We start from the raw sequence: 20,303 nt of genomic DNA, 5'->3' as shown, positions 1-20,303 counted from the left end.
CTCGTCCGTGGCCATGCATGCACCACTTTCGCTGAACGGCGGCTTCACGCCACCCGAGCCCGTTATCCACAGGCCGCCCGTGCGACCCTGCACGGGTACGGCTAGCGTCGATGTCCGTTGCCCATCCGCAACGGTCCAGGTGGATGACGTCGTCAGGGGGTTCCATGCGACCGACAGCCGAACAGGAGCGACCACGATCGGCGGTCTCGCGAGGCCGTGTGCCAGCCGGACACGTCGACGGCCGTACCCTCTTGCCGGGGGCGGCACTTGCCCTTGCTCTGTGTGGGATCGCCGGCTGCACCGGCAACGCGGACGCGGGCCCTTCGCCGACGACGACGGTCGCGGGTGAGCCCACGGCGTCGGCCTCGGCCTCTGGGTCGACGAGCGCTGAGGTCGAGAAGCCGGAGCGCCCTGCGGCGATGGACCGCGACGACGCCGAAGGGGCTGCGGCGGCGGCGGAGTACTTCATCGAGCTGTATCCGTACGTGATGGCGACCGGGGATACGGTGGAGTTCGAGGCTATGAGCCATGAGGCTTGTGGGTTCTGCGCGGATGCGCTGGCCCAGGCCGAGTCGATCCGCGATAACAACCATCAGTGGTCTGGAGGCGAGATCTCCAGCGATCTCGTGAAGACCTACGCGCGAGACGACCTGACAGGGATCTATCCGTTCGATATCCAGGTCGACCAGGATGCCGCGACAATCCTCGACTCAGGCGAGATTGTGTTCCAAGGCGCTGCGGAGAGCCACAACTATCGCGTCGAGGTTGGCCGCGAAGCCGACGCCTGGATCGTCGTCGAGATCGCGCCGCGATGAACCACTTGCATATGACCTCCGCCGTCGCGACGGTTCTGTCGATCGCGACCCCTGTGACGGCCTTGACTGTCTCGACCGATGACTACACCCAGTTTGGGGGTAGTGCTCAGGGACAAAGCGTTAGCGTTGAGGCATTCGAGCCGACGGCTGGGCAACCTGCTCCCCCGCCCAGGTCGGGTACGTCGCGCTCAATTGAGGGCGAGACCGACGCGGTTCCTTCGGCCGGGCCTCCGCAGTCGTCGGTCAGAGTAGGCGGCGGCAACGCCACCAACGTCCGCCAATGGCGGGCAACACCGGAGCTATGTCAGCTCTCTGGGCTCGATGGGGCCGCGCCCGTGCTGCGCGCGGAGTGCGAGGGCGCGGGCCAGCGGCTCGCCCACAACGGCATCGAGTGCGACGCCGGCCAAGAGGCACAAGGCGCCCTCTTCGAGCAGCGGCGGAGTGGCGACTCCTGGACCGTCCCCGAGGTGGTCGAGGAGGAGTCGTGCGTCGACCCCGCCCTGCCAGCACAGGATCAGCCCCAACAACAGCAACAACGCCGCCAGATCGACATCCCCGCCGCAGCCGCCCGCGCCTTCCGGAACATGACCATCGAGCCCAGCACCCTGGCGGTCCAACCGCCCGACGGCTGGACGCTCGTCAACCTCGACACCATCGCCTACGCCGAGGACGAGCCCCGGGTTCTCGACACCAACCTGTTCGGCATCCCGGTCAGCATCCGCGCGGTACCGGACGCCTACACGTGGAACTGGGGCGACGGCACCTCCGATACGGGCACAGACCCGGGTGCCCCGTACCCGAACCACACGGTCGCGCACGCATACTCCAGCCCGGGAACCGCCACGATCACTCTCACCACCACATGGCGCGGCCAGTTCCGCCTTCCGGGCGACCAGAGCTGGCGTGACGTGCCCGGGCGGGCAACGACCACGTCTCAGTCCCCGCCGATAGAGATTCGCGAGGCACGCACGCGCCTGGTGGAGGACTTGAGTCACTGAGCGCTCGGCCAGGTGCACGACCGGGACGCCCACGCCGACGACCGCGCCCATCGCCGGTTCCGCGGCCTTGCGAGTCGTCACAGTGCGAGCAGGCGATCCGGTCACGGTCATAGGACGCGAAGGCTCTGTCTCTGTAAGTTCTCACGGCAACCGGGGCCACGAGGGGTAGCGTGACGAAGAATCGCCGTCCGACACCGGAGGCCCTCATGGGCGCCATGCAGCCCTGGCACCTGCTCGTTCTGCTCTTCGTCCTCGCCATCGTCGTGAGCGTCGTCCTTCTCGTGGTGCTCCTCGCGCGCGCTTCTGCACGAAGCACGCCGCCGACACCAGCCCCACCTTCGGCATCGCGATCAGCACAGCCCACCCTGTCCGAGCTCGCGGACCTCCACGCGAAGGGCAAGTTGACCGACGAGGAGTTCGTGGCTGCGAAGCGCAAGTCCCTCGACCTGTAGCTCCTCTCTCACGACAGACGCTCCGATCCGCTCCGCGATCATCGGCCTCAGTGGTCGACGTCGGCCACGCCCTCCGGCTACGCGGCACCGAGAACTATCCGCAACCACAGGTTGCACATAGCCTCACCCTCCTGTACCGTCATGTGCAACCAATAGTTGCAGGAGGTCGCTATGGATAGCAAAGAGCCAGGAACCATCGAGCGCGAGCTCTACATCGAGGCCGCGCCGGAGATTGTCTTCGACGTGGTGAGCAAGCCGGAACACCTCAAGGAGTGGTGGCCGGACGACGCTCGCTACGAGCCCACTCCCGGGTCTACGGGAGAGATCGTCTTCGGTGACCCCGACGCGGATGGCGGCACCGCGCAGTTCGCCGTCGTCGAGGTGATCCCTCCGCGGACGTTCTCCTTCCGCTGGACGCACCCGGCCGGCGAGGTCGCGGCCGAAGGGAACTCGCTGCTGGTCACGTTCGAGCTGACGCCCCGCGACAGCGGCACGTCGCTGCGGATGACAGAGACCGGCTTCCGCGAGATGGGCTGGGAGATCGCGGTCCTCGAGGAGCAGTACCAGGAGCACGTCAAGGGCTGGGACTACTTCCTGCCGCGGCTTGCTCCGTATGTCGCCACACTGCGGACCCGCCCGTGAGCGGCACCCAGGACCCAGGAGCGATGACGCAGGCCGACGACACCCTCTGGTCGGCGATCGGGGATCCGACCCGCCGTCGGATGCTCGACCTGCTCCTCGCGGAGGGCGGTGGCACGGCCACGTCGCTGGGCAGGCAGCTGCCCGTCACACGTCAGGCCGTGGCCAAGCATCTGGGTGTCCTCGGCCGTGCCGGGCTCGTCCGCTCCGCGACGTCGGGCCGTGAGAAGCGCTACCAGGTCGACGACGAACAGCTCGCACGCGCCGTGGCGCAGCTCGCTTCGGTCGGCTCCGCCTGGGACGCGCGACTCCAGCGGATCAAGCGGATCGCCGAGACGATCCAGCGCACGCAGCAGGAGCACCTGCGGCAAGACGAGCAACACGACTGACCAGGAGAATCGCGATGGACATCTTGCACCGTGTCGGCGTCAAGACCTCGACGCCCGACAAGACCTACGAAGCGCTGATCACCATTGACGGCCTCGCCGGCTGGTGGACCACCAAAACGACCGGCTCGACCGGCATCGGCGACGTCATCGAGTTCCGCTTCCCGCCCGTCGGCGGCTTCGACATGAAGGTTCTCGAGGCTCGGCCGAACGAGCAGGTGGTGTGGGAGGTGGTCGACGGCCCTGAGGAGTGGCTCGGGACGACGATCTCGTGGGACCTCCACCAGGAGGGCGACTTCACGATCGTCCTGTTCAAGCATGCGGGCTGGAAGGAGCCGGTGGAGTTCATGCACCACTGCAGCACCAAGTGGGCCACGTTCCTGATGAGCCTGAAGTCCATGATCGAGACCGGCACAGGCGCGCCGGCGCCTCACGACGTGTCGATCGACAACTGGAACTGACCCGGCGGATGAGGCTCGCCGTCGCGGCGAGCCTCATCCGCTGCACGGCCCGCCCCTCTCGACGCCGGGAGATGTGCCGCACCGCGCCCGATCAGCTGCCAGTCCCGTCACCGCATCGAGGACGGCTGATCGGCCGTAAAGAAGTCTGATCAGCCCCCCGGGACGTGCCACGCTTGGACTTGTGACCTCCTCCTCAACTTCCGCCGATCCCCAGTCCCGCCTCGACGCTCTTGACTGGCCGTTTCACACCGAGCGCCTCACGGTCCGACGGAGCACCATCGAGGACCTCGATTCCCTCTGGAAGTACCGCGGTCTCCCCGAGGTCTCCAGGTGGACGTCGTGGCACCCTGCCGACCAAGAGGACTGGCGCCGCTACCAGGGCGACCCTGCACGCATGGCACGCACGCTCGTGTTCGAGTACGAGGGCTCCATCGCCGGCGACCTCATGCTCATGATCCAGGACGGCTGGGCGCAACGAGAAGCCGCCGACCTGGCCCACGGCACTCAGGCCGAACTCGGCTGGGCATTGGATCCTGCCCTCGGCGGCAAGGGTCTCGCCACCGAGGCCGTTCGCGAATTGATCCGGATCGCCTTCGACGAGCTCGGGCTGCGCCGCGTCACCGCGGGGGCGTTCGCCGACAACGAGCGTTCAACGCGAGTCATGGAGCGAGTCGGTATGCGCCGTGAGGCCTACAACATCAAGGAATCCTTCCACCGCGACCTCGGTTGGCTCGACGGCATCGAGTACGCCCTGCTCGCCGAGGAATGGCGCACCCGCGCGTGACCAGGTTCGGCGCCGTCGACGTCCATTACCTTCCCGACGGCGGCGCGCGAGCGGCGCTCGTCGTGTGCCCGTCGGCCTACGGCGAGATCATCGAGGAGCGCACCGTCGAGGTGCCCGAGGTCGCGGAGTACCGCCCGGGCAACTTCTACGAGCGCGAGCTACCGCCGCTGCGCGCGTTGCTGTCCGCCCCCGACGTCGAGCCACTCGACCTGTTGATCATCGACGGGTACGTGACCCTCACTCCGGACGGCCGTCCCGGCCTCGGCGCCCACGTCCATGCCGATGCCCTCGCTCCGGTCGTGATCGGCGTGGCGAAGACCCGGTTCCACGGCGCCACCCACGCGATCGAGGTTATTCGAGGCACGACGTCGGAACGCCCGCTGTACGTCACAGCGATGGGGGTCCCTCCCGACGACGCCGCTCACCTGGTGCGCCGCATGGCAGGCAACGCCCGCTTCCCCGACGCCTTGCGCAGAGTCGACCGCCTCGCACGATCAGGCTGATCCGTGCGGTCCACAAGTCTCGTGGTCACGAGGCGGAACACGCTCGGGCCCGCGACGACGGTCACGAACCCGCTGCGGGGCCGACATCCCGGATGAGCCCCCATTTACGTGATCTGACCAATGCTGGCTGCGATTTACATCCGGACCCCGCGAGGCGCTAGGTTGGTCACGTAGCCCACGGCCTCGGCATTCCCCCTTGCTTCCGAGGCCGTGGGCTACTTACCCGGTCCGCGCCACCCTGACGGGATGCCTGATCAGTTCAGGATGGTCTGAGTCTCACCGATGCGGATCGCGGTGCTGGCAGGCTGCGGGGGGACGTTGATGGTCCCGGTCTGGCCCCCGCCTTCCCACGTGACCGTCCAGTAGGCCATCGCCGACACCGTCAGGTCGCCCGGGTGGACGTTGTAGCTGGCGGGGAATCCACACGTCGGGCTTGGAAGCGTTGAGTCACGCCCGTCGTACGGCGTGCCAGCGGCATCCGCACCGCGACAAGTGACGGTGGCTAGGGCTTGCCCGTTACGGCTGATCACCCACTCCGTCCGATCAAGCTCACCCCGAGCGCTGACAGTCAGACCACCATCCGACGCCGAACGCTCAATCGGTCCCACCGTGTTCTCCTGACGGTTCGCAACCCAGAGCCAGATCGGAAGCCCAAGCTGACCCATCGATTCCCCGTTCACTGACGACGGTGGCGTGCTTCCGATCTCCCCCATGTCGAGGTTCATAGCCGCAACGGCCCGGCGGGCCAGTTCTTCCGGGGATATAGCCGGACCAGACGGAGGGCTGGGAGCCCACTCGTAGCTCGTGCTGGCGCAGTCAATCCCGTTTATCGCACATTCATATGGAGTGCACTCGAGGATAATACCTTCGGTGTTGCCCTCCCAGTAGCTGGAATCCTTCGGCGGCTGCGGATCAGCGGCGCGCACGTAGCATCGATTGTTCCACGACCCAAATTCTGTTGTGCAAGGAATCGCTTCGCCCTGACGGTGGCACGTCGTCTGGCCCTCTCCGCCGCCGGGATCACCACCGCCATCGTCGTCCCCCGGTCCCCCTGGCTCGTTCTCGCAAATGGTCACAATGCTCCCGTCCCCGTTGACGACCTCGCGACAGTCCGCCTCAGTAGACGCCGCAGGCACAGCGAGTCCTTGCAGCAAGATCCCTCCAAGGGCGACGGCTGCGATACGCTGTCTCAACATGCTCGCTCCAAGTCTGGATCCTCAGCGATAAGCGCCCAGTTGTTTCCTTCCCCTTGGTTGCGCAAGGAGTAGGTAAACATGTAACGCGGCGGAACTGAAGCGTCACGGGGAACCGCCTCTCCGTCACCGCCGAAGGTCCTCACATCACCAAAATCGATGCACGCTTCGAGGTCGACTTCTTCTGAGCCTGGAGTGAAAGGCTCATAGTTTGTCGCCCTCATCGAAACGATCACGGCCGCACCCTCCGTGCGAGTCCCGCTCTCTCGGTTCGATTGGTATACTTGAGTCATAGCCCACCAGGATGACGATGTCCCCCAGAACGATCCTAGTTTGTCTTCCCAACCTCTATACCCGTCGTTTGCCACAGCAGCGAGAGTCGCGTAGTACTCCACCAACCGCGCCTTCGCGTCCGCAATGTTCTTTGCCTTGATCTGCGCCGCCGTGCTCGGTGACGGCGACGCGGAAGGCGAGGGCTCCACGGCCTCCGCCGTCGTCGGCGAAGCGGACGGGGAGGGCTCCGGAGAACCGGACTCCGATGGGCTCGCCCCGAGGGCTCCCTGGATCCATCGTCCCTCGCCAGGGCCGTAGGCGACGACCAGTCCGACCGCGACGAGCGCGATCACGCCCAGCACCACCGCGCCGACGCGCAGCGGGGTACTGAAGCTGTTCGACATCCTGAGGCCTCCGGCTGGGATCGGGGGACTTGTCGGTGTTGCTAGACCTAGTGTCCGTGTCCAGCGCGAATGCGCCACCGGGCACCGCGTACAGGGTCCAGCAGAAGGTCCGTGCCAGGCAATAGGTAAGGCGTGATACTTCACAACATCTCGCCAAGAGCGGACGCGCCGGGCGGCAGTTCCTATCGGACCGCGCAGCAGGTCACGCAGCGACGACAAGACTCTCACCTAAGGACATCATACGATGGTTTTCCACAGCCACCGTTGCGGATCCGCACCCAAGATGCGACCGGGCTAGATTGCTATGACGATTGTCGTATGACGATGACGACCACTCGCCCGGCCACCGTGGAGCCCGTCGGGTACACCGAGTTCTACGACGCACTCCGCACCCGGCTGCGCGAGGGGCGGCTGCGTGCCGCTCGAGCCGCGAACGTCGAGTTGCTGCTGGTCTACTGGCGCACCGGGAGCGAGCTCATCGCACGCGACGGCAAGTACGGCTGGGGCACCAAAGCCGCCGAGCGCATCTCCGAGGACGTCCACCGCGATTTCACGGCCAAGGGCTGGACGGCCGGCGACGTCGTGCACATGCGGCAGTTCGCCGAGGCATGGCCGGAGCACGACGCGATCGCACGTGGGTCGGTCGGGCTGCTGCCCTGGGAGCACATCACGGTCCTGCTCGACCGGCTCGACACCCGCGAGGCCCGCGACCGCTACGCGTCCAAGGCGATCAAGCACGGCTGGTCCGCGACGACGCTCGCGCATGCCATCGAACACGAGCCGCGCAGGCGACTGACCGAGTGCCTCGTCGATCGCCGCGTCCCGGGCGGCCACCAGTTCGACTTGCCTGACCCATGACGCGTCCCCTGACCCGCCGCGCCCACCCGGCGCAACGCGCACGCCGTTTCTGCTCGCCGACGCGGCTACCGCCAAGAGCCCGGCGCTCCGTCCCGGCACGCCCGCCCGGCTGGAGCGCCGCTCCGGCGTTGCGGGGCGGCGCCATGGTGTCTTTCACGCGACGCCACCGCGATCCGACGGCAGGGCGCGTCCCGAACCCTGCCTCCCCACGGGGGAGCGGCCCGGTACTCCCGTCGCCAGCCCTCCTGCCCGGGATGCCGTCCGCCACTCGTCGTGCTTGAGTCGTGTCGCACGCTCCCCCCGATCGGCCGCACCCGGCAGCGGCCACGCACAGATGGGAAGCGAATCTTGCACACTTCGAACCGCCCCGTCCGAGCCCGACGCCTGCCCACGCTTCTCGCGAGCATCCTTCTCGCGGCAGCGGGAACCGCCATCGCCGCCGCACCCACGGTCGCCGCACCAGCCACCGAACTCGAGTCCGCCAGCGTGCACCAGAACCGCACCATCGGCATCGTGGGTTCCGGATTCACGCCGCACGGCGAGGTCACGTGGCGCCTTCTCGCCCCGGACGGCGCAGTCGCGTCGACCGACGCAGGGCTCGCCGACGACGACGGCAGGGTGTACCGCCAGGTCACGCCCACCACGACGACGCCTCCGGGCACCTACACCCTGGAGATCACGGACGGCACCACGAACGGCGTCGCCCACACCACGCTCCTCGTGCTCCCGGCGGCCGAGGCGCCACCGCTGCCGGTCACGGTCACGACGGAACCCGGCTCCGGCGGCACCACCCTGGTTCACGCGTCCGGCCTGCCGAGGGGCGAGGCTGCGGAGTTCGCGCTGGCGCACGAGGGCATTTCCGGTCTCTCCCACGTCACGACCGTCCGCGCGGACCACGACGGCCACGTGACGATCCCGCTCGACGCGAGCGATCTGGGCGGACTCGACTGGATCGCCTTCCTGAACACCGGTGACGGCTGGTTCACGGACGGCACGGCGGTGTCGGCGCCGCCCTCCGGCCCGTTCCTCCACTTTCGTGACGGCATCGCGCAGATTCACGAGGGCCGGATCACCCGCGTCTCCGCCCACAACCTGCCGGAGCACAGCACGGTCACGTGGAAGGTGCTCGGGCCCGGCGGGTCCGACGAGGGGACCTGGGAGGGCACCGCCTTCGACGGAAGCGACTCCCAGTGGCTCACGGCGCCGTCGTGGATGGAGCCGGGCATGTACACGGTCGAGCTCCGGACAGGATCGGACCCCGGCGCCACCACCCTCGCGTGGGCGGCGTTCGAGGTGCTCCCCGCCGCGGACGCGCCCCCGCTCCCCTACACCGTCGAGGTGGGCAGCGACGACGTGAAGCGCGGCGACGTCGTCACCGTCACCGTCCGCGGCGGCGGAATTCACGCGGGACTGATTCCCGTGAACCCGATCACCGACCGCTCCGTCTCGGAGGACCTGAGTCAGCCGGACGAGATCGGCCGGCGAACCGCGGACCTGGACACGTCACGGCTCCCCGCCGAGTACGACCGCTTCTACGTCGCCGTGCACGACGGCCACACCTGGCACCTCACCGGAACCGAGATCTCCGTCGGCGGCCCGTGACGCGGCCCGCACGAAGCCTCAGCGATCCTTGCCCGCCGCGTCGATCTCGCTGATCAGCTCCTCCGTCTCCGGCTCCGGCTCCATGTCGAGCTGCTCCAGGTGATCGCGGAGGCGATCGATCAGGCGGCCGGCGGCGTCCATCCGCCCGCTCGCGTACTCCGTCCGGATCGAGTTGCGCCACGAGCGCTCATCGGCCGGGTCGGCGATCCGCCCGACACGCGACGCCTCGCGCGCGACAGCCAGGTCGCCCTCGGCGAGCCCGCGACGCGAGACCTCGTGCGCCACGTCGACCACGCCGGCGGCCATCTCCTGCATCAGCACCTCGGCCCACACGTACTTGCGCGGTGGCGTGTCCTGGAACGGCACCCCGCGCACCAGTTCCAGCGCGCGGCGCAGGTCGTCCAGCGGCGCCGCCGTCAGGTCAGGGCCCACCAACTCGCAGAACAGGTCCCAGTCCGTCGTCACGCCGCGTAGCCGGTAGCCGGCCTTCTCCTGATCCACCTGCGACCCGTCGTCGGTCGACCAGTAGCGCGGCAGGTACTCGAAGCCGTAGGCGTCGGTGCCGAGCCAGCGTCGTGCCCGGGAGACGGCACTCCGCCGCGTCGCGAGGTTGGGCTCCCGCGAGGGCCAGAGCGCCCGTGAGATGTCCGACCCTCGGGCACCGGGATTGAACGCCAGGAACGCGACGAGTTCCATGGCCTGTCGCTGATGGCTGGCGGGCAGGTCCGTCCCAGCACATCCCGCGAGTTCGACGGTGCCGAGGACCCGCACGACGGGGGTCCGCGCCGGCTGCGGCTCCTCCGGAACCTCCAGGTCATCGTGCACGACGGCGGTCGTGGTGGCCACGGTGTCGAGAGTGCCGTTCTCGTCGGCGGCGGATTCGCCCTCGTCGAGGGACTTCACCCAGGGGTTCGCGCCGTCGTCCCATCCGCCGGCCCCCTCGCCCGCATCCGGGCCGTCGGGGCCGACGGGTGTCACCGGCACCGGCGCGACGTCCGAGCCGGTCGGGTCTCCGGCCAGGTCGACCGCCGCGGCCCCCGCCGAACCTGAGGTGGGCCGCGCGTCCACGCCCCCTCCGGCTCCCGCGCCGACCTCGACCGCAATCTTCTCCGCCACCGGAGCCTCCACGACATCCTCTGCAACGACTTCTGCGTCGGCGTCTGCGCCCGTGCGGGCGATCTCGTCGAAGTCCGGCAACGCCTCCGGTTCGACCAGCTCCGGCTCTTCCGGAGCGAGGTTGCGTGCCCATGCCGGGCCGGCCACCGGCTCCGGGTCGCCGAGCAGCTCGAGCGCCTGGACGTAGGTGTCGGCGTCGAGCTGCTGCGGGCGCACGGCGATGTAGGCGGGCACGAGAACGCCGCGAGACTTGTCGCCTCCCGTGAGCTCGCCGCTCAGGTCGAGCATCCACTCGCCGATCTCCGCACTCGACGTCACCGCCGCGATACCGACGCCGGGAACCCGCTCGACCAGGCCCTCGAGCCGGGTGCGCTCGGCGGTGCCCATCGACTCCCCGACCAGGAGGATCTCCGGCGTCCAGGCGTCCATGGCGAGCCCGCGGCCGCGAGCGTCGGACAGGTCGACGGCGCCGACCTGCGCGAGCGTGCGATCGACGTCGGCGGCACGCGCCTCCAACTCCCGCACGATCCCCGCGACCGACGGCACGTGGCGGATGCGGCCCGTGTCCACGACGCCGGGCAGGTCGCTGAGCGCACCGACCACGGTGACCTGGAGGTCGTCGGCCCACAGCGATGTGGCCAGTTCGACCGCGAGCGCCGCGAGAGTGGCCTGCGCCGCGATGTCGCTCCCGCGGATGTCGAGGCAGCCGACGTTCTCGAGATCGACCATGAGGTGGGCGTCCTCGTCGTCGTGCCCGAGGGTGACGAGCGACGGATAGGGCGACTCCATGAGGTCGGGGGTGGCCTTGTCGCTGGCCACGGCCGGGTTCTCGCCGGCGGGCAGCTGCCAGACGTAGCGGTCGGTGGTGCTGACCCACGGCGGTGGGAGTTCGGCGGCGCGGTCGAGGTACAGCTCGATGAACTCGCCGGACTTGAGTCGCGCGACGCGGACCCCCGGCAGGGCGAGGCCTCGCTCACGATGCCAGCCTGCGAGGGTCCGCAGCGCGATGTCGACCTGTTCGCGTCCGAGCTTGTCCGAGACGGCGCGCAGGTCGGTCTCGAGTTCGGCCGACGGGGAGCCGGGTGCAGGCAGCGCGATCCGCTCGCCGGGCCTGCGCCGGCGGCGGGCACGATCGCGGCGGGCGGCGAGCAGTGTGAGGATCCCGGCGGCGAGGAGGCCGCCGACTCCTGCGGCGGTGCGGACGTCGAAGGCCTCCAGGAGTTCGTCCGAGAGGCTCGCGTCGACGAGTGCGGCGCTGATGGCGGGTTCGGGCTGCGGGGCCGCGGCGGAGGCTGCCTCCGAGGACTCGGGAGCCGCGACGCCGGCCGGACCCTGCGTCGTGGGCGCCGACTCGGCGATGTCGGGGGCGGCTGCCGCAGCCGGGTCGAGGCTCGGTTCGCCGGCGAGGTCGTCCGGCGTGACCTCCTGGTAGGCGGGAGCGTCGTGCGCGTCCGTCGTTCCGGCGGTGTCGGGCTGGTCCCGGCCTTCGCCGGGCGTCCCGACGTCGTCCTGGCCCGAGGCCTCGTCGACCGCGCCGCCGGGTGGGACGGCCGCCGCAGCTGTCTCGTCGTCCTGCCGGGCGCCGGCGCCCTCCGTGGCGGGAGCGGACTCCTCGATCTCGGGGGTCTCGGTGTCCAAATCCTCGACCTTGTCGAGCGCCGGCGCCTCCTCCTCGGGAGCGGACTCGGACCCCGGGGACGACGCGCCGTCGTCCCCGGAACCCGACTGCTCGTTCGCGGTGGGGACGGTCTCCTTCTCGCCGCGCTGCGCTCCGCGCGGGGCGGGATCGGTCGTCTCCTCCGCGGCCGCGCCGTCGGCCGTGGGCTGCTCACCTGCCTCGTCCGCCGGTCGATCCGCCGACCGGTCAGCGGGGACCTCGTCGGACGGAAGTCCCTCGTCGAGGGCGTCCTCGTCCACGGGCTCGTCGACCTGCTCACCCACCGGTCCGGCGCCCTCGGACGCGTCGCCGTCAGACGCGCCGTCCTCCTCCGTGGCGGGGTCGCCCGCGGTGTCGTCCCCCGCCGCATCGCCCGCGGCGTCGGCGTCGGATGCGGGGTCGGCGCCGGCGTCGCCGCTCTCGTCCGCGACGTCACCGGCCCCCGTCCCGGAACCCGATTCCCCGGTGTCGGGTTCGGGCGCCGGCTCGACGTCCGATGCCGACGTCTCGGCCTCGTCGGCGGCCGGGACGGTGACCTGCCAACCCGGGTAGATCAGGTCCGGATCGGTGAGCCGCCGACCGTCGGGCTGCGTGGTCGAGCGGGATGCCTCGTACAGTTCGGGGTACTTCGCGCCGTCGCCGAGTTCCTCCTCGGCGATCCCCCACAGGGTGTCGCCCCGCTGCACCGTCACGTCGCGCGTCCCGGCGGGCCTGACCTCGGAGACCGGCGCGACGTCGCCCGCCGGTGCGAGGTCCTCGGCGAACGCCGCGTCGACGGCCTGGTGCACGGACGGCCCCGACGCGTCGTCGGGCAGGGTCAGCACCCACCCCGGCCGCACCCAGTGCGATCCGTCGAGGGCCCGCCCGTCGTCCTGCTGCGCTCCGTAGTTGAGGTGCGCGATCTCCTTGAACCGTGTGCCGTCGCCCAGCGTCTCCTGGGCGATCCGCCAGAGGGAGTCGCCGGGCTGCACCGTGTAGGTCTTCCTGTTCGCGTCCGACGACGCCCGCGCGCTCTCGGCCTTCGTCTCGGCTCTCGTCTTGGTGAGCTTCACGGGTGACGCCTCCGGCCCGGCCGCCTGGCCGCCGTGGCGGTCGGCGTTCGCAGGCGTGGAACCCGCCGTGGGGTCCGCCGTGCCGTCGCCCGGGTGCGACTCCAGGACGCTGCTCGCGACCGGGTCCGCCGACCGCCCGTCCACCGGGTCCACCACCTGTGAGCTGGCCACCGCCTCGCCCGTGGTCGGCGTGGCGAGCACCATCGCCACCACCGCACCGACCAGCACGGCGGCGAGCCGCTGCTGCAGCCCCAGGCCGCGCAGGCGCGGTGCCCGCACACCGCGGACCACCGCCACGAACTCCACCAGCACCGCGAGCGCGAAGGTGGCCCACGCGACCCAGCCCACCACCGTCACCAGGCTGAGCACCACCTCACCGGTGACGTCCGGAGTCGACATCACGGAGACGAATCTGGCCCACGACAGGTCGCCGCCCAGCAGCGGGACGCCGAACGCCCACAAGGCGATCGGAATCCCTACCACGAGCGCCAGCAGCAGAGCCACGGAGAGCACCCCGCGGACCACGCGGCCTGCCAGGCCACCGGCTCCGGGCGCGGGCCCCTGGGAGGAGGCGCCGCCGGATGCCTCGGACGGTGTGGCCGCTGCCTTGCGTTCAGTCGTGGTGCTCATCAGGATCCCTCCTGGGTGATACCGCGCACGGCTCTGGCTTCCGCGGATCCCTCCGCGGACAGTGAGCGGATGCCGATCAGGGCAAGGAACTTCGTTCGGTAGGTGACGGTGGTGCTGACGCCTATGGAGGCGTTCTCGACGTAGTCGACCTGGCCGGACACGCCGGCCGCGGCAAGGTGGGCCTGAGCGGCGGCGACTGCGGCCGCCTCGTCGAGCACCGGTGGGCGGCCGTACTGCGCCTCGGAGATGTCCTGCTCCTGTGCGCCGGCGCGCGCGGCCTGTTCCGCCGCGTACTGGGCGTGGTCGGCCGCCTGGAGCCGCCCGCCGCCGTCGACCACCAGCCCGATGGCGATGATCAGGGCGGGCACGAGCCCGGCGACGAGGATGTTGATCTCGCCCCGCTCCGCGCCGTCACGCCGGCGATCGGCCCCGCGCCGCCGGAGGGAAGACGCGAGGACACGCGGTGCGAGCCCTCGCGACGGCCGGGCCCGGTGGATTCCGAGAACACTGCCCACGTCAGCCCCTTCCCCGGTAGGCGTCCAGCACCGACGTCCCCGTCGCGTGCATCCTCCAGGTACCCGGGGCTCCCGGAAGGCCGAGATCCGCGAGCGGGACGTCGCACGCCACGTCGACCCGCACCTCGCCCACGGTCCCGAGGGGCAGCAGGAAGGCGTCGAGCACGGGCTCGACCCTCGTGAAGGTGCAGGCGATGCCCGAGTTGTCGAGCGTGGAGTGCGCGGTCTGGGACGCGGAGACCTCTGCCGTCGCGGCCGTGCGACTGATCGACGCCGACCTGGCCGCCTCGTTCGCCGCCGACTGCACCGCGCCCTGGGCCAGGACCATCCGGCCGGCCATGACCAGGAGCATTGCGATGAGCAGGACCATCGGGAAGATCACGGCCGTGTTGATCGCGACGCTGCCCTGCTCCGCGGTGTCGTCGCGCGGGTAACCGGCCCTGGACGGCCGGAACGGCGGCGAGGACCCGCGAACGCGAGGCAGAGGCGACCGCGAGGCCTGCGCCCGGCGGCTCCGGAGGACACCGCTCATGGGCCCACCGCCGGCGTGAAGCGCTCGACGGGACCGGTCGCGGTCTGCTCCACGCGTAGCCCTCGGAACCCCGGAACCAGCGACGGTGCGAGCCCCTCCACGGTCGCCGTCGCGACCTCCTCGTCTCGATCGACGAAGACCTCCACCGAGGCGAACACGTCCCGTCCGCGGTCGAGTCGCGCAGCCGCCTCGGCGTACCCGTCGGCAATCGTGCCGTTCTCGAGCCGGGCCGCCTGGACGGCCCCGTTCGCCACCGAGCGCGCCACGTTCTGCGCGTGGAAGTAGATCACGCCCTGGACGATGCCGAAGATGAGCAGGAGCACCACGGGGTACGTGATCACCGTCTGGATGGAGGCAGCGCCTCGCTCCCTCTCGGCATCCGGCCCGGCCGGCACGCGAAAGGGTGGTTCTCGGCGTGTGCGCTGCCTCACTCATCCCCCGCGCACTAGATCGGTCATGTAGCTCTCCACGAGCCCCTGGATCGCCAGGCCGAGCCCGACGGCGATGCCGAGACCGACCACGGACAGCACGACGACCTCGATCGACTCGAGGCCCGCGTCCTCGGGAAGGCCCTGACGCCGCGCGGCAAGGCGCGTACGCAGCTCGGAGCCGCGCTCCGCGAGCCGTGCGGAGGCGCGGCCCATCAGCCCGCGGGCCCCGTTCGCGCGCAGGTGCGCCCGGACGGCGACGCCCGCGACCGCGTGGACCGGCCGGCCGGATTGGTGCTGTTCAGTGGACATGGCAACTCCTGGGGTGCTCTCGGAATCAACAAATGGGCAAGATCCGGTTCGTGTGACACGTGCGACACGAGTCTTCGCCGAAATTCTGCGGCTGTGAAGTCCTTGCCACGAACTGTCGCCTGCTGTTCGCCGACGGCGTCACGCCCGCGGGAATCCGGCCCTCACGGAAGCTGCTCGAACATCGTCACGCCGATCGGGAAGATCAGCATGATGAAGTAGACGAACACCGTCAGGGTCCCCGGCACGGTCATGCGGACCGTCGCGTCGTGCGCGATCTGCTGCTCGACGTCGAGCTGCGCGTCGCGCATCGCCGCGGCCTTGGACTGGAGCTGGTCACGAATGGCCGAGCCCTGCGTACCGGCGAGCTCGACGATCGACGCCACCTCACCCAGCGCGTCGACCTCGACCTCTTTCCCCAGGTCCCGCAGCGCCGTCCACGGCGGCTCACCCTCCCAGCGCCCGCGCTCGAGCGCCTCGGCGATCCGCCGGAACGGCCAGGACTCCGCCACCTGAGCGGCCGCGAACGTCGCCTGCGTCGCGCCGGCACCGGAGATCCGCTCGATCGCCAGGAGTTCCAGGTAGGTCGACACCGCGCGCGTGAACTCCTGCCGGGCCTTGCGCGCCTTGCTCCGGGCTTCCAGGTCCGGGAGGAACCACGCGCCGATCGCGAGCACGAGAGCGGCACCGAACGGCAGCCCCGCGGGCAGGCCGAGGTTGAGCAACCCGGCCATGAGCCCGATGAACGGGACGCCCACCAGGACGACCACCGCCCCCAGGGTCTTGGATCCGTAGTGCTCGGTCGCGGTCTTCCCGATGAGATCGAGATCGGCCGCACTGGGCCCGGCCCGCATGAGCATCGGCAACGGGAGCCGCCGCTGCGCCCAGGCACCGAACCGCTGGGTCACCTGTTCCGTGCGATTCAGCCCGGAGCCGTCGTCGTCGGACACCTCGATCGAGGCGAGCTTGTCCTCGCCGCTGAGGCGATCGAGGGCGGACTGCAGGCCCGGCTGCGTCGGCACGAGCGCGCGGATGACGAGCCAGAGGCCCAGCCCCGCCACGGCTCCGGCGATCGCGGACGGCCAGATGCTGCCGAGGAACATCACGCGCCCCCCTCGTGCGGCAGGAACCGCGGGATCGGCTGCCCCATCGAGATCCGGCGCATCCACAGCAGGCAGGCGCAGTACGCCGCGAACAGGGTGACGGCCACGATCTGGCCGACCGGGGAGTCGTACCCGTCGAGGTATCCGGTCATCGCCGTGCCACCCAGCACGACGAGCGTCACCACCGTCACCCACCGGACCGTCGCCCGGCCGGTCGCGCGCTCGGTCTCGATCTCCCGCCGGGCCCGCGCCTGTGCCGACAGCGACTCCGCGAGCTGTTTGAGCGCGGGGGCGACGGCACCGGTGCGGTTGGCGGATTCGAGGATGAGCGCGGAGGCGATCATGTCCGACGAGTAGTCGTCCATCTCATCGGCCCAGCGATACAGCGCGGGCTTGATCGGCTGCCGCGCCTCCAGTCGTGCGACCAGCCGCGCGAGCGCCGGCCGCACGGACGGCGCCGCCGACGACAGCGTCGCCGCGATGCCCTGCTCCAGCCCGACCGCGCCGCCGCTCAGCACGCCGATCAGCGAGCGCACCCACGCGGTCAGGTCGATCAGCTTCTCGACCTCGCTCGACTGCGTCGTGGTCCGGAACAGGGCCGGCAGCCCCACCACCATGACCGGCACGATCACGGTCAGCGACCACCAACCGGTGAAGATCCCGACGACGAACCCGGCGCCCGCGCTGACCAGCACCGTCCGGCGCTTCGAGTACAGCGGCCCGCCCTCGTCGAGTCCGAGCAGGCGCAGCAGGCCCTCGAAGGGCTTCGTGGTGGTGGACGACGGCGGTCGCGGGGTCTCCTCGCGCCTCAGCATCCCGACGACGACGAGCCACGCGCCGATCCCGACCGCGAGACCGGCGGCGATGGCGAGAAAGGTGGTCATCGGCGGGTTCCCTTCTCGCGCCGTACCCCATGCCCGATCACGGCGTCGCCCCCCAGAGTCCCTCGTGGAAGTTGAGCAGGTTCGGGTCGAACCCGACCGCCTCCAGGTCCGCGAGGAACGACGGCGTGTGCGCGGGCACCGCGCGGCCGTCCGGTCCGGGGCGGAACACGTCCGTGATCGCGACCGGGTTCCCGGCCTCGCCGCGGGTCACCTCGATGACCTCCGAGACGTAGCGCGTGCGCAGCCCCGTGGCCGGATCGATGTCGACGCGGAGGAACACGATGAGGTCGATCGACTGCGCCACCTGCCGGTACGCGTACGTCTCGCTGAGGGTGCTGTCCTGCACCGCCATACCGACAAGGCGTTCGACGACGTCGCGGGCGCCGTCCGCGTGCACGGTGGACAGCGAGCCGTTGCCCATCTGCATCGCCTGGAACATCGAGACGATCTCCGGTCCCCTCACCTCGCCGACGATGACGCGGGAGATGTTGTGCCGGAGCGATTCGTAGACGTTGATGTTCGTGTCGATCTCGCCGACCCGGCGGCCCGCCGTGTTCATCTCGCCGGACCCCTCACGGGTGCGGAGTGCCACGACGCGGCGGTGCTTCTCCGGCTCGAGGTGCAGATAGAGCTCGTAGTCGGTCTCGATCGTCGCGACGGACTCCCACGGCGAGAGGCTCGCGCAGAGCGCGCGGAGCAACGTGGTCTTCCCGCTGCCCTGGCCCTGACCCGAGACGACGATCGACTTGCGTGCGCGCACTGCCGCGGTGAGGAACTGCTCCAGAACCGCGTCCACGGTGCCCGTCCCCCGCAGCACGTCGAGGTCCACCGACTGCAGGCGCTGGAGACGGATCGTCACGCGCGGCGACGGCACCACCCAGCCGACGGCCGCCAGGCGCACACGGCCCGGCAGGTCCAGGTTGAGAAACGGGTTGGCGCGGGTGAAGGAGCGCTCGTTCGCCGGATCGCGCGCGGCGAGGAACTGCAGGAAGTCGATCAGCTCGCCGTCCGAGTCGGCGATGGGCTCGGTGTAGACGCGTCGGCCGTCCCCCATCAGCATGAGGACCGGCTGCGTCCCCGTGATCTCGATGTTCTCCACGTCCGGCGTGTCGATCAGCGGCTGCAGGCGGCCGAGCCGGAACAGCGCATCGAACAGCGCGCGCGTGATCTCGACCTGGTACTCCGCCGTCCAGGGCCGCTGCCCGCCGGAGAGCATCGCGTCGGTGCGGTCCCGGACCACCTGCTGGATGAGCTCCTGGCCGAGCGCCTCGCGCTCTTCCTCGTCGAGCTCTCGGGCGGCCAGCGCGTTGGTGAGGCGCGAGGAGACCTCCCCACGAAGGCTGTTCACCTGACGCCAGAACTCGGAGTCCCGCAGCCCGCCGGGGTTCGACGCCTCCAGCGTCCGTACCTGGCGTCCGCCCGCGACCCAGGCATCCGCTCCGTCCCCGGCCGCCGGGGCGGACGGCTCCCCTCTCCGCCCGCCGTCCGGTCCGCGTTGCGAGGCGGGACCGGGAGGCGCTGCGCCCGGCACGCCACCCGGGCCGCCCGACGGGCGGGCGTCGGGCGGGGCGACCGGCCGGATCGTGGTCGGGATGGCGCCGGTCCAGGGACCGGCAGCCAGGCGGCGGTCGCCCGGTTGCACGTCGGCCGGGCGAGCTGCCGGGGGTGCCGGACGACGACCCGCGGCGACCGCACCCACCGCTCCGCTCAGACCGGCGGCGGGTGACGATGCGCCGCGAGGTGCCGGGACGCCGTCGTGCGCCGGTTCCGCGGACCCCGTCGGGCGCCCCTCCGCCTCCGGCTGCCGGGCCCGCCGGGGCCCTTCGCCGCCGAAGATCGGCAGTCCTTCCAGATCGTCGCGCTTCCTGCTCATCGCCCAGCCCCCCCGATCGCACCGTTGCCGGCCGACGCGCCGCGTGCGGGCGCGCTGGTGGAGAAGCGTTCCCGTCGCGTGGCGGTGCGCTCCTGGATCGCCGTGATTACGGGACCCGCGCTGCGGACCAGCGCCGACGATCCCCACTTGCGACCCGTCGGCGATCCGACCGACAGCACCTCGGCGTTCACCGGGTCCCACGCGATCGACCCGACGGACCCGAGGCCGAGCGTCCTGGCGATCTCCTTCGCGTCGTACGGGCGCCCTGGGCCGATCGTCAGGGTCGCGAGGTTCGTCAGGTCACGGGCCGCGGCCTCGACCACTGACATGCGCGACCGGACGAGTTCGCGGCTGACCGCGATGTCGGGCAGGCGCGAGCCCGTCGTGAGCACGACCTGATCGGCGAGACGCAGGAGCGGCTCCCGGTCGTCGCGGCCCGTGGGCCCAAGGCGTCCGAGATCCACGATCACGTCCATCCCGCCACGCTCCAGTGCGACGAGCTGATTCGCGAGCGCACCCCAGAGGTTCGCCACCGACGGGGCCAGGTGCGGGGACACGATGCCCGGCAGCAGCTTCTTGTCCTGGTTGTGCTGGACGAGCGTGAGGGTCTGGTCCCACAGGGCGGTCTCGAGCTCCCCGTGACTGTGCGCGATGGCGAGCTGGCTCAGTCCGCGGTCGTGCGCGAGCTGTCCCCGGAAGTACCCCGCGAGGATCGACGCGCCGGCGAGATCCGCCTCGACGAGCAGGACCGGCCGAGGCCAGGAGATCGCGAGCACGAGCGCTGTCGTGGTGGTGCCCGGCGAGCCCTTCGCGTTCGCGAGTGCGACGAGGGCCAC

General features: G+C 70.4%; 20 protein-coding genes. 10 read left to right on the top strand and 10 right to left on the bottom strand.

Going from position 1 to position 20,303, the window contains the following annotated elements; translation table 11 throughout:
- Positions 1-110: 110 nt before the first annotated feature.
- The 8 genes from IIE03_RS26015 (at position 111) to IIE03_RS17820 (ending at position 5,038) form a co-directional block, all read left to right on the top strand.
- On the top strand, positions 111-815 hold the full coding sequence (locus IIE03_RS26015; protein ID WP_318843056.1) for a DUF6318 family protein: 705 nt from the start codon (positions 111-113) through the stop codon (positions 813-815).
- 11 nt (positions 816-826) lie between these two features.
- Complete coding sequence (locus IIE03_RS17850; protein ID WP_192864112.1) at positions 827-1,813, top strand: hypothetical protein; 987 nt, start codon at positions 827-829, stop codon at positions 1,811-1,813.
- Positions 1,814-1,983: 170 nt separating this feature from the next.
- Positions 1,984-2,265: an SHOCT domain-containing protein gene (locus IIE03_RS17845; protein WP_192864111.1), complete on the top strand. Its 282-nt coding sequence runs from the start codon at positions 1,984-1,986 to the stop codon at positions 2,263-2,265.
- Positions 2,266-2,436: 171 nt separating this feature from the next.
- Positions 2,437-2,907, top strand: a complete 471-nt coding sequence (locus tag IIE03_RS17840) for an SRPBCC family protein (RefSeq protein ID WP_192864110.1) — start codon at positions 2,437-2,439, stop codon at positions 2,905-2,907.
- Entirely contained in the window at positions 2,904-3,293 is a 390-nt protein-coding gene (locus tag IIE03_RS17835; protein WP_318843055.1) for an ArsR/SmtB family transcription factor, read from the top strand. Before IIE03_RS17840 ends, IIE03_RS17835 begins: the two co-directional genes overlap by 4 nt.
- 14 nt (positions 3,294-3,307) lie before the next feature.
- Positions 3,308-3,751, top strand: coding sequence for an SRPBCC family protein (locus IIE03_RS17830; RefSeq protein ID WP_192864109.1), 444 nt, complete (start codon positions 3,308-3,310; stop codon positions 3,749-3,751).
- 181 nt (positions 3,752-3,932) lie between these two features.
- Complete coding sequence (locus tag IIE03_RS17825) at positions 3,933-4,535, top strand: GNAT family N-acetyltransferase (protein WP_192864108.1); 603 nt, start codon at positions 3,933-3,935, stop codon at positions 4,533-4,535.
- A complete protein-coding gene (locus tag IIE03_RS17820) occupies positions 4,532-5,038 on the top strand; it encodes an endonuclease V (RefSeq protein ID WP_318843054.1) in 507 nt (168 codons plus the stop codon). Before IIE03_RS17825 ends, IIE03_RS17820 begins: the two co-directional genes overlap by 4 nt.
- Positions 5,039-5,292: 254 nt before the next feature.
- Here the strand turns inward: IIE03_RS17820 and IIE03_RS17815 are convergent, their stop codons facing one another.
- Positions 5,293-5,763 (bottom strand): hypothetical protein, encoded by a 471-nt coding sequence (locus IIE03_RS17815; protein ID WP_192864106.1) that lies wholly within the window; start codon positions 5,761-5,763, stop codon positions 5,293-5,295.
- A gap of 1,463 nt (positions 5,764-7,226) precedes the next feature.
- Here IIE03_RS17815 and IIE03_RS17810 point away from each other — a divergent pair.
- Together IIE03_RS17810 and IIE03_RS17805 are read left to right on the top strand one after the other, a co-directional pair.
- Positions 7,227-7,766, top strand: a complete 540-nt coding sequence (locus tag IIE03_RS17810; RefSeq protein WP_192864105.1) for a DUF1016 N-terminal domain-containing protein — start codon at positions 7,227-7,229, stop codon at positions 7,764-7,766.
- A gap of 348 nt (positions 7,767-8,114) precedes the next feature.
- Positions 8,115-9,368 (top strand): hypothetical protein, encoded by a 1,254-nt coding sequence (locus tag IIE03_RS17805; protein ID WP_192864104.1) that lies wholly within the window; start codon positions 8,115-8,117, stop codon positions 9,366-9,368.
- Positions 9,369-9,386: 18 nt separating this feature from the next.
- On the opposite strand, the gene IIE03_RS17800 is transcribed toward IIE03_RS17805, so the two are convergent.
- The 9 genes from IIE03_RS17800 to IIE03_RS17760 all read right to left on the bottom strand — a co-directional run bounded on the left by IIE03_RS17800 (position 9,387) and on the right by IIE03_RS17760 (position 20,303).
- A complete protein-coding gene (locus tag IIE03_RS17800) occupies positions 9,387-13,823 on the bottom strand; it encodes a LysM peptidoglycan-binding domain-containing protein (RefSeq protein ID WP_192864103.1) in 4,437 nt (1,478 codons plus the stop codon).
- Complete coding sequence (locus tag IIE03_RS17795; RefSeq protein ID WP_318843053.1) at positions 13,823-14,338, bottom strand: pilus assembly protein TadG-related protein; 516 nt, start codon at positions 14,336-14,338, stop codon at positions 13,823-13,825. Before IIE03_RS17795 ends, IIE03_RS17800 begins: the two co-directional genes overlap by 1 nt.
- 1 nt (position 14,339) lies before the next feature.
- Positions 14,340-14,870: a TadE/TadG family type IV pilus assembly protein gene (locus tag IIE03_RS17790; protein WP_192864102.1), complete on the bottom strand. Its 531-nt coding sequence runs from the start codon at positions 14,868-14,870 to the stop codon at positions 14,340-14,342.
- The gene (locus IIE03_RS17785; protein WP_318843052.1) at positions 14,867-15,265 is read right to left on the bottom strand and encodes a TadE family protein; all 399 of its coding nucleotides are present in this window, start codon (positions 15,263-15,265) and stop codon (positions 14,867-14,869) included. Before IIE03_RS17785 ends, IIE03_RS17790 begins: the two co-directional genes overlap by 4 nt.
- A gap of 36 nt (positions 15,266-15,301) precedes the next feature.
- A complete protein-coding gene (locus tag IIE03_RS17780; protein WP_192864100.1) occupies positions 15,302-15,610 on the bottom strand; it encodes a hypothetical protein in 309 nt (102 codons plus the stop codon).
- A gap of 161 nt (positions 15,611-15,771) precedes the next feature.
- Entirely contained in the window at positions 15,772-16,710 is a 939-nt protein-coding gene (locus tag IIE03_RS17775; protein ID WP_192864099.1) for a hypothetical protein, read from the bottom strand.
- On the bottom strand, positions 16,710-17,594 hold the full coding sequence (locus IIE03_RS17770; RefSeq protein WP_192864098.1) for a type II secretion system F family protein: 885 nt from the start codon (positions 17,592-17,594) through the stop codon (positions 16,710-16,712). The genes IIE03_RS17775 and IIE03_RS17770 overlap by 1 nt, the downstream gene beginning before the upstream one ends.
- A 37-nt stretch (positions 17,595-17,631) precedes the next feature.
- Positions 17,632-19,467 (bottom strand): CpaF family protein, encoded by a 1,836-nt coding sequence (locus IIE03_RS17765; protein ID WP_192864097.1) that lies wholly within the window; start codon positions 19,465-19,467, stop codon positions 17,632-17,634.
- On the bottom strand, positions 19,464-20,303 hold the full coding sequence (locus tag IIE03_RS17760) for a hypothetical protein (protein ID WP_192864096.1): 840 nt from the start codon (positions 20,301-20,303) through the stop codon (positions 19,464-19,466). The genes IIE03_RS17765 and IIE03_RS17760 overlap by 4 nt, the downstream gene beginning before the upstream one ends.

Source organism: Myceligenerans pegani, assembly GCF_014892515.1.
Taxonomy (GTDB): Bacteria; Actinomycetota; Actinomycetes; order Actinomycetales; family Cellulomonadaceae; genus Myceligenerans; species Myceligenerans pegani.
The sequence above is the reverse complement of the archived record's forward strand: the minus strand, read 5'-3'. Positions and strand labels throughout refer to the sequence as shown.